The sequence below is a fragment of the Desulfosporosinus sp. Tol-M2 genome (genome assembly GCF_059735615.1).
The window spans coordinates 1-12,126 of record NZ_JCAIJG010000180.1 but is presented as its reverse complement, the minus strand read 5'-3'; the positions used below and the strand labels follow the sequence as shown (position 1 = coordinate 12,126).

The 12,126-nt window shown below is 41.8% G+C and carries 11 protein-coding genes and 1 pseudogene; 4 read left to right on the top strand and 8 right to left on the bottom strand.

The window, feature by feature from the left end; all coding sequences use genetic code 11:
* Positions 1-125: 125 nt before the first annotated feature.
* Positions 126-233 (bottom strand): annotated as a pseudogene (locus AC6I5A_RS13485) (DUF1214 domain-containing protein); the annotation flags it as partial.
* Between the two features lie 295 nt (positions 234-528).
* Here AC6I5A_RS13485 and AC6I5A_RS13480 point away from each other — a divergent pair.
* Complete coding sequence (locus tag AC6I5A_RS13480; protein WP_034617086.1) at positions 529-2,034, top strand: hypothetical protein; 1,506 nt, start codon at positions 529-531, stop codon at positions 2,032-2,034.
* Positions 2,035-2,418: 384 nt separating this feature from the next.
* Here the strand turns inward: AC6I5A_RS13480 and AC6I5A_RS13475 are convergent, their stop codons facing one another.
* The 6 genes from AC6I5A_RS13475 to AC6I5A_RS13450 all read right to left on the bottom strand — a co-directional run bounded on the left by AC6I5A_RS13475 (position 2,419) and on the right by AC6I5A_RS13450 (position 6,733).
* Complete coding sequence (locus AC6I5A_RS13475) at positions 2,419-3,183, bottom strand: ABC transporter permease (protein WP_034617083.1); 765 nt, start codon at positions 3,181-3,183, stop codon at positions 2,419-2,421.
* A complete protein-coding gene (locus AC6I5A_RS13470; RefSeq protein ID WP_034617079.1) occupies positions 3,180-4,097 on the bottom strand; it encodes an ABC transporter ATP-binding protein in 918 nt (305 codons plus the stop codon). The genes AC6I5A_RS13475 and AC6I5A_RS13470 overlap by 4 nt, the downstream gene beginning before the upstream one ends.
* Complete coding sequence (locus AC6I5A_RS13465; RefSeq protein WP_034617076.1) at positions 4,097-4,297, bottom strand: PLDc N-terminal domain-containing protein; 201 nt, start codon at positions 4,295-4,297, stop codon at positions 4,097-4,099. The genes AC6I5A_RS13470 and AC6I5A_RS13465 overlap by 1 nt, the downstream gene beginning before the upstream one ends.
* A 70-nt stretch (positions 4,298-4,367) precedes the next feature.
* Positions 4,368-5,486 carry a helix-turn-helix domain-containing protein gene (locus AC6I5A_RS13460; protein WP_034617059.1) on the bottom strand — a complete coding sequence of 373 codons (1,119 nt, stop codon included), beginning with the start codon at positions 5,484-5,486 and terminating at the stop codon, positions 4,368-4,370.
* Between the two features lie 310 nt (positions 5,487-5,796).
* Positions 5,797-6,318: a DUF1648 domain-containing protein gene (locus AC6I5A_RS13455; RefSeq protein WP_034617056.1), complete on the bottom strand. Its 522-nt coding sequence runs from the start codon at positions 6,316-6,318 to the stop codon at positions 5,797-5,799.
* Positions 6,319-6,553: 235 nt separating this feature from the next.
* Positions 6,554-6,733 carry a hypothetical protein gene (locus tag AC6I5A_RS13450; protein ID WP_034617053.1) on the bottom strand — a complete coding sequence of 60 codons (180 nt, stop codon included), beginning with the start codon at positions 6,731-6,733 and terminating at the stop codon, positions 6,554-6,556.
* 114 nt (positions 6,734-6,847) lie between these two features.
* Here AC6I5A_RS13450 and AC6I5A_RS13445 point away from each other — a divergent pair, with 114 nt between their 5' ends.
* The gene (locus AC6I5A_RS13445; RefSeq protein WP_034617051.1) at positions 6,848-8,011 is read left to right on the top strand and encodes an RHS repeat domain-containing protein; all 1,164 of its coding nucleotides are present in this window, start codon (positions 6,848-6,850) and stop codon (positions 8,009-8,011) included.
* A gap of 494 nt (positions 8,012-8,505) precedes the next feature.
* Here the strand turns inward: AC6I5A_RS13445 and AC6I5A_RS13440 are convergent, their stop codons facing one another.
* A complete protein-coding gene (locus AC6I5A_RS13440) occupies positions 8,506-9,807 on the bottom strand; it encodes a hemolysin family protein (RefSeq protein WP_034617048.1) in 1,302 nt (433 codons plus the stop codon).
* 474 nt (positions 9,808-10,281) lie between these two features.
* On the opposite strand from AC6I5A_RS13440, the gene AC6I5A_RS13435 reads away from it, so the two are divergent.
* The gene (locus tag AC6I5A_RS13435) at positions 10,282-10,782 is read left to right on the top strand and encodes a cation:proton antiporter regulatory subunit (RefSeq protein ID WP_034617045.1); all 501 of its coding nucleotides are present in this window, start codon (positions 10,282-10,284) and stop codon (positions 10,780-10,782) included.
* Positions 10,782-11,999, top strand: coding sequence for a cation:proton antiporter (locus AC6I5A_RS13430; protein WP_034617043.1), 1,218 nt, complete (start codon positions 10,782-10,784; stop codon positions 11,997-11,999). The genes AC6I5A_RS13435 and AC6I5A_RS13430 overlap by 1 nt, the downstream gene beginning before the upstream one ends.
* The last annotated feature ends 127 nt before the right edge of the window (positions 12,000-12,126 follow it).

Sequence of the window (12,126 nt, the reverse complement as noted above, 5' to 3'; positions counted from 1 at the left end):
GGTTTGGGAATTTGTATTAATGTTGACAAGAAATATGAGGGTCCGCCGTCTGCCGGTGACCCTCTTTATTTGCCGGAATAAATATAAGTTGGTTACTGGACACGTACCCCTGGTATTTCATAAGTCTAACGATTAATTTTATTGGGCACCAGGTAGAAATCCGAGCCATACATTGTTACTGACCAGAAAGCTTCTACCGGGGGCAGCTGGTCTTTATCAAAATGTAAAATGTATTTATACCGGGTTTGACCATATTGTCTTCCAACAAGCCGGCCAGAGCATCCCCATCAGCTTCATTTCCTCTTCTAATGTTATATCCGTAGTAAATGCATTTCTCCCAAAAACAGTATCAAAGTCATCTGTAGGTTGAAAACCGGTCGTTCATTTAATTATTCATTTTTTCACTTATCGCCGTGTGTAAACATATCTTGTACTATGAAAACAAGGCTTGAGAAAATTTGGGCTGTACTTTTAGATAAGTAAACATTGCATAAAGACCATAGCTTAATATTTAAGGAGATGTGCCTGATGTCTAACTCCCCGCTGAATGAAGCGAAAGATAATAATGGAAATATAAATAGTTTTATTTCAACATTGTGGAACAGAGGTTTTATTGTGCAGGAAGGAAAATTAAATTATGTAGATATCCTAAAACTTGCCAGTGAAGGCAAAGTTCCCTCTTGTTTCGGGAACAATACCAATGCACCCTACGCAATCTTAACCCTGCCGCCGGCTCCCAACCAGGATCCCTCCGAAGGACAAAAGCCCCCGAAAGACTATGATCCTGACAACCCGAATAATTATCCGGCCAATATAAACGTTATTCTCCCCGGTGCAACCTTTAAGCTGCGGCCAGATGAGGCTATTGTCCTAATTGGTCGGACTCCTCCCCCGGCCTATTACTTTAGTTTTAGAAGTTATTTGGGCTTAACGGAAAATAAATTCGAAAAGGACTACAGCGATGCTATTACAACAGGAAATGACTATACCGGTTTTTACCATATGATCTTTGCAAGTCTGGGTGATTCATTGAGTAATGCGGGAATCTGGACTGCTAATACGCCGCAAGGATCGGATGGATCCCCATTTAACAGCTCCACCATCATTATTAGCTCGGCTGACAAGGGTGTTAATCAACAAGTCCGTGATGCCCTGGGCGTTGCCGGGTATAGTTCGCAAATTATGAATGATGACAACATCCCTATGGAATTGGTTAACATGGGACTGGAAAAGGGAAAGGATACCTTATTATTTGTTATGCGGGCTCAATTATGGGCACAGGAGAGTATTGGCGATGCCTATATCAAAAATGTTCATAAGTTTTTTAAGGTTTTGCGCATCACACCAAAAATTCCCTTCGCTAATCAAAATCCCTGGCCGATACCAACCCTTAAAATCAGGGAAACAGACACTACAGAATATAAGGTTGTGCCCAACGTGGTAGATGATCTGGACCATTTGCGTGAGGAGATAATTAAAAAATATAGCAGCCCGCAATATAAGCACATCGATTTGGCTACAGATAAATGGTCATTGGAAGGTTATCAAGCAATACTACAGGATGTTAATGCTCTTGGGGATAATAGTGATGCCTTGTATTTAAAAACAAACAATTTCCAATTAGCAAGCGATGACGATTTTGTCATTATCTATGGCATCAACCACGAACAAACCGGCAAAGCAATATTAGGCCAAGCCTCTTTCTATGGTGCAGAGCTTGATAATGGCGTTGTCGGTGCTTTCAATACCGTTGAGTTTTCCAATTCTGCTGCTGAACTTTTCCCTGACGGATATGAAAACGCCAAATACTATTATGTATTTAAAATGGCCAGAAAGATTGTTAAAGATAGTATTGTTGCTATACCGTACAGTACAGGCAATCCCTTAGGAAGTGCCTACGGCGTTGATAATAATGAGGATGCTTTTATCGGTTTTAGGACTTACCAGGATAAAGAAACCAAAGTTGGCCCGGACCTTTATGATATCATCTGGGATAAAGCAATCCTCTTTACGAAAAAGAAAAAATTCAAGTGATTACAACCGAGCGTTTAACATCAATTTTCAACACATCGGCAGACGAATTCCAGAATTGTCTAAACTAGCATTCGAAGACGTCTCAATTGAGTCGTCTTTTCTTTTCTGGGGTTTTGTAGCCTCGCATAGATACTTCGCTCGCATGTTTTCGCAGCTACGAACAGAACTCCTCAGCTAACGTGCCAAAACCTCTGGGCTTTCTGGAAGTGAACCGTTGGCAGTATTAACGCTAAGGATTCCTGTTCGCTTAACGTCGCTGGCACTTAACGCTTGCTTCGTATACTATGCAAGTCTACAATATTCGAAGTAATAAGAGAAAATAAGGGGAATTAGAGATATAAATGTGGATTGTTACATAAGCGGGATTATGGTGCCATAGTCTTACTATATCTGTTTTTTATTAAACACTCCTATTGCGATGATGATAAACAAAATGACAATTGCAACACTTATAATCAACGGAGCCGTTAAGTCTTTTGGTACAGTGTTGCCGGTCAATAATGACATGTTAAGTGATACCAGTGTAAGAGGATTGTATTTCTGAAACTTCGGTACAATATTCAGCAAGAAAAGGATTACTATAAAACCTCCTGCAAACATCAGACAGCCATAGCTGTTCCTGGAAATTACTCCTCCCAGCAGAATTACGGCAAGAAGCAGGATACCAAACAACCACAGACAGAATACGGAAAACGGAAGATTTAAAATCCCCTCCCCGCTCCAAAAATATGCGGTATACACATAGGACAAACTAAAGCAAATAACATAGCTGACTGTCCATATAACAGAAGCTGCAGTGAATTTTGAAAGGATGACTGTCCTACGCGGCAGGCCTTTTGTCAGGATGTTGACGAATGTTCCGCGATTATGCTCATTTGCCATCATACCGCTTAACAGGATGACAAGTACCATAAATCCCATTTGTGATATATTCTTGAAAAAATGTGCCCATGAATCAAGGGCCGTCGGCTCCGCCATGATAATTTGTATTCCCTCTGGGACGAATGCTTCCAGCAGTTGAGGAGTAAGCTTTGCTGTCAGGGGCCCAAGCATACCAAAGAGCAGAAACACCATAAACATAATCAACAGTTTGTAGGTGCGCAGACTTTCCAAAAACTCTTTTTGGGTAAAAGCAAGATAAGCCCTCATTGGAGCACCTCCATAAACAGACTTTCAAGTGTTGGTTCAAGCACTTCTAACCGGGTTGGCAGCAGGCTGTTTTCTGCAAGTACTGCAATGACTGTTGATTCCGCCTGGGAAACATCGTGTGTATGCAAGACAAGGCTCATCCCGGCTTGCTCTGCATCCTTCAGGAAAGGTTGCATTTGCTTGTTTGTAATAAACGCCTGCATATCTGTATGTGAGTTAAATTCTATCAGCAGGCTGTCCCGCTTATGCTGTGCTTTTATTTCAGTCAACGTTCCCGACAAGGCTAGATTTCCCTCATGTAAGACAGCAACCCTGTCACAGATTCGCTCCACGTCAGAAAGAATGTGAGTTGAAAATAAAACCGTCGTTTTGCCCTTCACCTGTTGCAATATCTCCAGTATTTCTTTTCTCCCTATGGGGTCAAGGGCAGAGGTAGGCTCATCGCATATCAGAAGTTTAGGTCTGTTCAGTAACGCCTGTGCAATTCCAAGTCGCTGTTTCATGCCCCGGGAAAAACCCCCGATTCTTTTGTTCGCCTTTTTAAGCCCGACTAAGGTTAATAGTTCATCGCTTTTTTCCTTGATATCACCTTTGGACATCCCCGTAATTTCACCACACAGCTTCAAATATTCCTGAGGTTTCATATAATTGTAAAATTCGGGGACATCGGGAAGATATCCGATAAACCGGTTCGTTTTTGTCTGACCAAAAGTTACCGGCTCTCCGCACACAGTGATACTTCCGCCTGTAGGCCTTAACAATCCTAACACCATTTTCATAGTGATAGTTTTGCCGGCCCCGTTTTGACCGAGAAAGCCGAACACGGAATGCTCCGGTACAGTAAAGGTTAAGTCATTTATAACTTGATGCGTACCAAAGTTTTTATATAAATGCTCGATGCTTAAAATATCCATTACTCATCCCCTCTGCCAAATACGAAGTAAACAATCGGGCCGATGATTTGGATGAGCAACACAACCGGAATCCAAAGCACTTTATTTCCAAAGCGATAATTTGGATGTCTCAGGACATGAATTAAGGCAACTATCGCCAAAGCCAATTCAAGGATAATTAACGGAATTAAAAACGGTAAATACTCAATAAATTCCTGCATATCATATGCCCCCTTACTGGTTTCCCCTATACTGGTTTTCCCTAAATTGGTTTTTCTTGTTTTATTTTTCCTACATTGTTTTTCCTACATTTATTGTTAATGATTCAATTATGCTTTTATAGCGTGGCTGATCTGTTAAAGCTGCAAATGCTGGATTGGACAGAACACTCTGCAACATGCTTTCTTTGATTACTTTTTCATTCCGCAAGGCATCGGCACCTAAATCAAAGTCCGCAAACCAGCCATCAATTGCATCAAAGAATGAATCCCCGTGTAATGTCCAAGGGAAAAAGCTCCTGGTACAGATATCTGCATATTTCCGTAACATGTCCAGGGCTTTTTCGGCATTGCCCTGTAAACTGTACACCTGTGCTGCCGTAAAATAGATCTGTGCCATAATGTTCGAATGTAAGCGTTCCAAATCATAGGTTTCTGCCACAGATAAGGTCCGCTGCAAAATTTCCTCAACCTTATTGCTATTATCTGCATTTAGCAGCAAATAAACCGGTGTCGCTCCAATTAAGGCAATCAGATGCTGATACATGCTGATTTGGGTTACTTCTTTCGCCTTTGCTGGATTCCCCAACATCTGATAGGCTTGTACTACAATCTCATAATCCGTCAGAAGCGGTCGGATTGATTCTCCTAGTAAATCCAAAACCTCCTGGGGCTGCTGTAACATAAGATAACAAACGGCTTCGAAAGAAGTGGCCTCCTTAGCGAGCCACACGTCGTCGCCTTCGGTTTTAATTCTTTGGCATAACTCGACCACTTCATGCAATATCTCTTCTTGCCTTTTCTTTTCGTCTGCAAGCATGTGATGATTAACCAGCAGCACTGCCATTTGCATCAGTAACGGAAAACAGGAATAGTATTTTTTAATTATTCTCCGGCATTCTCCTAAAACATCGTCAAATGGCCGGGTAGCAAATTCCGATGACAAGCGATGATATAATTTTTTGATATCTTCCTTGATCATCTGCGGCGCATAACCCATCAATTCGTCAATGCTGATATTGAAATAAGCCGCCAGTTGCGGAAGGAAGGTAATGTCGGGATAACTCTGCCCTGTTTCCCATTTGGATACAGATGCCTTAGAGACCCCAATATAGGCGGCAATTTCATCCTGGGTTATACCTTTTTCTTTGCGCTTTGTAACCAGCATTTTTGCAATATTGATTTCTTTCATGTTTATAGTCATTCCTTTCTTGAGGCACAAAACGTCACGAAAGAATTTCTTTCAGACTTATCACCTCAATTATATTGTACGTATCTCAGCTCATTAAAACAATGGATTAGTGGTTGATTATGGTTGAATAAGTCAACTGCTGGGAAACCGCATAGGTGAAGAAACCAACCCTCGGGTGAGAGTTGAGAAGCAGATTAATTTCGGGTTACAGCCGGATCATACAAATCATTAGTTTTTGTATCCATGACCGCATTTCCTTAATAGCAGCAAGATCACCACCGGTGGAATTGAAAAGGTTTTTTGCGAAAAGTTATCTCGCTTTATATCCCTTTACCAAACAAATTGCGACCGTACCAAAAACAATGATGAGAGTGATGGGTACAAACGCCATACCTAAACCATTTGTTTTGCCCATTGCCGCTCGAATAATACCAAATTCCATGTACGCAAATAGCCAGACTAGTTCTGCTTTTAAACTAACGACCATCGTCCGTCCGATTTGATACTGCTTTTCGGCATTTTCGTCAGTAACAGCCCAAGGAAAATTAAAAGTATGCGGAAACTTACTTACTATTGTTAATAATGCGAAAAGACCAGCCCCTATTCCCGGTAATAACCATATTGATAGCTTGCTACCCCAGGCATCGGATATACCCGATGCTCCGAAGTGGCTTGGAATTTCATCAGGTAGTTCTGGCCACGATACAATAACAAGAATAATTAGGGTCAGAACACCAACTGCAGCAATTACTTCTAGCATCGCTTCAGGTTGGGAATACGGAATATCTAGAATCGGGCGTTTACCGTGTCTGGTAGGAGTTTCCGTTGGCATTGTACTCACTCCTTGACAAATCTCTGGCGAAGGTACTCTGGGCAATCAGCTAAACATTGTCTATGGGAACAACACTCGCAAAGCCTGGAGCTACAATGGCAATACCTATATATTTTCCGCATATACCAAAACAAACAATATCAGCAGTACCAACAACAAAAGGGCAGCCCTCTTTATCGATTACCAGGACAGTACCGGGACCTGGCAAACGGCAGAGAGTAACTATGTAAATGGGTCAACCTGTCTTAACAGACAAGAAGTCAGCTTTACTCTTCCTGCCAACGCCGCTTCCACAACCGTTTTCGCCCGGGCAGGAATCAGCTAAGAAACCGGCATAGCATACTTTAACGCTCTGCAGCTTGAAGAGGGAAAGATTGCCAATGGGAATCGGATTTAAGTTTACCGGCTTACCCACAGGCGTTACCCTTTCTGCCTCCAGACCGCAGCTGGAGCAGCTTCCCTATGCCACCTCGTTTACCGACTCCACTCGCAGTGGAGAAGCTTTGACTCTACGTTCATGAGGGGCAATGTGCGCTGGAACCCCTCAGATGGATATGCCACGGTGGCCGCTGACAGTGGTGCTTACTCGGATGGACATGACGGAATCGTCAACCTCCCTTCAACCGGAAGCTCCTATTTAGAATCCCAAGTCGTGCCGGTGGTCACCCAAGGCCAGTCATATAGCTTAGCCGGCTTTATGTCAACGCAAGGGATTGTGGCTGGAACCGAAGGTGGAGCCCGGCTGCACGCCGTCTTGTTAGACACTTCGGGGAATCCCGTCAGCGATGCCTACAGTCCGCTTATCAAAGGAGACACGCCCTGGACGAAGTATGCCTTTTCTTTTAAGGCAACCGTTAGTGGCAAAGTAAAAGTGCGCCTGGAGATCTTTAATGCCAGCGGGATCGCTAAATTTGATAATATCCGCTTAAGCTCAGGCAACCTGATCACCGGCACCAATTATGATAATAATAAGAATTATGTAACCAGTATCAAAAACCAGTTAAATAACACAATTACCTTTGAAAACGACTCTTATGGTCAGGTGGCAAAAGTTACGGCTCCGGGTGGGGAAACCGTCGATTACAGCTATGACGGACAGGAACAGTTACGCTCTGTCAAGGATAATGCCGATAACACGACCACCTACCTTCTCGATGCTAACGGTAATGTCACGGACTCTTCTCTGCTAGCGGGGACTTCCACTTACGACCACAACAGCTTCTCATATGATGTCCGTAGCAACCTCTTAAGTGAGACGGATGCTAACGGAAACATAACCGGCTTCCAATACGATGAAGGGGGACGCCTGCAAATCAAGACTAATCCCGATGGCGGCACGGTAACTCTGAGTTATGATGCCCTCGAGAACGTCAGCCAGATCCTGTTCTCCGATGGGAAAAAGTATAGCTATACCTACGACCTCGAAGGACGGCGCAAGACGGTTAAGGCGTACTCCAATACAACGCTTCTTAATGAATTCACGTACGGCTACGATGCCATCGGGAACCTAACCGGCAACGTGGAAAAAGACGGTAACAATACTGTTTTAACTCAGTTAGCCAGCCCGCCCACCTACTCTCTAAAAGATGAGCTCACCGGATTTACGCTCACTGCAGGGAGCAACTCTATTTCTTACATTTATGACTATACTAAAAACGGCCTGCTTAATCAGATGACCGGGGATGGAATCTGATGGTGCCGTCAAGCGGCATGGGGGTCTATCCAAAAATACAATCTATTTTCATCCTTCGATGGTGCCTCCGGGCGGCATGGGTGTCTGATACGTCTGATACGTCTGATACGTCTAGAAGGCCTTTATTTTCAGAAAGGCCTTCTGGCTTGACAGAAATTAATTAAGTATGCTGGTGCGTTTTGCACAGGCTAGCGAAGTAGCGCAGGCACACCTGTGGCTAGTTTCCCGACATGCCTCAGTTTGTCACATTGGCTCGAAAGAAAACGCAAAAAATTGCACTGAAAAGCAACGGTAGGTGTAGGGTTTAATTGTTCTTTTAAACTTTTATATCAAATATTCTCTTATCGATAAGGTCGAACATCTCTGTGACGTTAACAGCTACTCGGGCAGTCTGACATTTAGAATTAGAAAAAAGCGGAGTCTGAAAAAATACTCTGTGATAATATCTGCTATCTTGAGGGGGCGAAAAGCTCTCGCTTTTTTCTTATATTAAACTAAGCTCTACATACTTTAACCATAGTAACTCTTTTTTCTTCAACTTCCTCAACCTTAAAGACCACACCGTTAAATTCCACAGTCGGATTATCCTCTTTTCCCGGGATCCTGCCTAGTTGGCCTATCACAAAACCACTTAACGTATCATATTCCTCTATAGGAAGTTCAACATCAAGGTAATCCTTAACTTCATCCAGACTAGCAGAACCATTTATCATAACCGTATTCTCATCCAGTTTATCAAATAGTTCTACTTCTTCTTCTTCGTCTTCATCAAAAATATTTCCAACAATCTCTTCAATTAAATCTTCTAAAGTAACAATTCCTGCCGTTCCTCCGTATTCATCAATAATAACCGCTATATGCCTTCTGTTCTGTTGGAGTTCTTTAAACAGTTCATCAGTCCTTTTGGAAGTCGGCACGAAATAAGGTTCTTTTATAAAATTTGATAATTTAAAACTCTTCTGATCCCTTTCCTGGGCTAAATATTGGATCAGATGTTTAGAATGCATCACACCAATTATGTTGTCAATTGAATCTTCATAAACCGGTATCCTCGAATACTTCTCCCGCTTGAGGAAAGAAATAACGTCATTAAGGCTTGCTTCAAGCGGAAGAGCAGCAATATCAATCCTATGGGTCATTATCTCCTCCGCAGTTTTATTATCAAACTCAAAAATATTATTAATCATTTGCTTTTCAGTTTGATGAATTGTCCCTTTTTCCTCACCCACATCCACCATCATTCGGATTTCTTCTTCTGTCACCTGCTCTTCTTCTGCATGTGGATTAACACCAAAAAACCTTACAATTAAATTGGTAGAAGCTGTTAGCAGTTTTACGAAGGGTAATGTTATAATTGAAAGCGCGCGCAGTGGGTTTGCAACAAATCTAGCAATGGACTCCGCCTTTTTCATGGCGATTCTTTTGGGAACAAGTTCTCCGAGAACCAATGTAAAGTAAGATAATATCATTGTAATTGCAAATACTGCCGCTGTATCTAACCAGGCCTCAGAAATCGGTATGCCTATTGTCAGTAATAATTTAACTAATGGATCAGAAAAACTTTCCGATGCATATGCACTGGCTAAAAAGCCGGCTAAAGTTATTCCTATTTGGATTGTGGCCAAAAACCTGCTTGGTTCACCCAGAAGGTTATTTATAATCTTGGCCTTTTTATCCCCATCTTCAGCCATTATTCTTATTTTATTATCGTTTAATGAAATTAAGGCAATTTCCGAAGCAGCGAAGAAAGCATTCAGCAAGATAAGCACTATTAAAAATAGAATTTCGGCAAACAAAATTTTTCATCTCCATAATTTATAATCCAGTAATAAATAAAAGAAGGTAATACTAATCCTAATTTCCGGGATTGTTAAAGCCTTCTACAAAAAATTCTGTACCGATTTTCTTTTTTTATAACATAAAGCATAGCCGCATTGCTACTTCGCATGTCTCCAGGATTATCATCCATTTAGTTTCTCACCCCCATATATATCACAATGTACTATATTACCTTCTAGAATGTCAAGCCAGACTCAAACGGTACAGAGCTGAAGTAACCCCTTACATCCCGAATATATTGGACAAACTATGATTTACTTATAATTGTTGACAAAAAAATCAGAATTGTATAGGCTATTGAGAGCAGTAATGAGTAGAAATTAATCCCTAAATAATAAATCCTTGGGATTCAACAATCGTTGACCTAGAAACTACCTACTTTTAATAAATTACTGTTTCCCTTTTGTGAGAGCAATAATGGAGGTAATAACATGAAATTAATTAAAGAAATAGATTTACCGGGTATTGGCAGGAAGTTTCAACTCAAAACCCGCAGCGGAGATAAGATCGTCGTCGTTGTTCATGATGACGGACGAAGGGAAATTTATCATTATTACCTTGAGGACCCAGATGTTTCTATCTCGATGGTAACCTTGGATGATGAAGAATCGAGGGTAATAGCTGCAATAATCGGTGGGATGACATATCGCCCCCAAACATTAGAGACCGTGGACGTCGCCTTTGGCGATATGCTTATAGAATGGTACAAACTTGAGCCTGAAGCGTATGCAGTAGGCAAAACCATCGCGGAATTGCGCGTTCGGCAGGTTACTGGAGGAACTGTTATTGCGATGGTAGACCATGATCATACTAAAATAGTCAATCCCGGTCCTCAGGCAACCTTTCGAAATGGCGCTACTGTTGTAATTCTTGGTGAAAAGAACCAGGTTAAAGCATGTAAGCATCTACTGTCTCACGGGAGTATTCAGTAATGGAATACTTGATACTGGAAATAGGACTTGCACTAGCTTTAATTGCAGCTGCAGGAATTCTGGCCAGTAAACTCAGAATTTCTATTGTGCCAATCCTAATTCTAACCGGCATGGTAGTTGGCCCACAGGCGCCTCACATAAGCATATTTGACTTCAGATTTATTCAGAGTGCCCCCTTAATTGACTTCATGGGACGTTTAGGTGTGCTGTTTCTCCTGTTTTTCCTAGGATTAGAATTTTCTATCAAACGACTTTTATCTGCGGGGCCATCCATAATTAGAACTGGGATACTCTATTTAGTTATTAACTTGACCATAGCTATTCTATTTCCTTTAGTGCTGGGTTGGCCGATTAAGGAAATCCTTGTGGTAGCAGGAATTATGACTATTTCCTCCAGCGCAATTGTAGCAAAAGTAATTGTCGATTTAAAGAGGGCAGCGAATGATGAAACGGAGATCATTTTAGGTTTGATGATGTTTCAAGATGTCTTCGTGGCAATTTTTTTCTCTGTTGTTTCTGGCCTGGTTCTCGCCGGTTCCACTTCCATTTCAGTGATAATAATAAGCGCCATAACGGCACTCTCATTTATCGGTGGTTTTTTATTTTTAGGGCATAAGTTGGTTCCAAAACTAGACCGTTGGTTGGATATTCCTTCCGACGAAACTTTTATGCTTGTAATTATTGCTATTTTAGTTTTGGTAGCGGGTTTTTCTGAAACGCTGCACATTGCTGAAGCCATCGGAGCTTTACTAATTGGTCTGGTATTGGCAGAAACAGATCATTCCGAACGCATAGAGCATTTAATGGTTTCCTTTAGGGATTTCTTTGGTGCCCTTTTCTTCTTTAGCTTTGGTCTAAGTATTGATCCCTTTGTCTTGGGTGGAGCAGTTTGGTATGCCCTGGCTGCTGTCCTTTTAACTCTTTTAGGCAATATTGTATCAGGTGTTTGGGCAGGGAGGAAAGCAAGTCTCTCCTACAGAGCTTCACTGAATGTTGGACTAACGATTATTTCGCGGGGAGAATTTTCTATTATTTTAGCCACTCTCGCTAAAGCAGGAGGATTGATGACTTCATTACAACCGTTTGCCGCTTTGTATGTTCTCATTCTCGCCATACTAGGGCCGCTTTTGACGAAGGAATCACGTTGGGTCTATAACCGATTAAGGCCATTACTGAGATGGCCGAAGCTTCCAGATAAGAGAAAGTTAAGAAATTAAATACAAATGGTAGTGGTTTCTTAAATACCGCCCTTCTTACGCATTTTTCAGATTTACATAACCTATAGGAATACCTTGGAAAAAGAAACGATCCTCCCAGCGTAGATCCACATCTGGCTACAGAGGA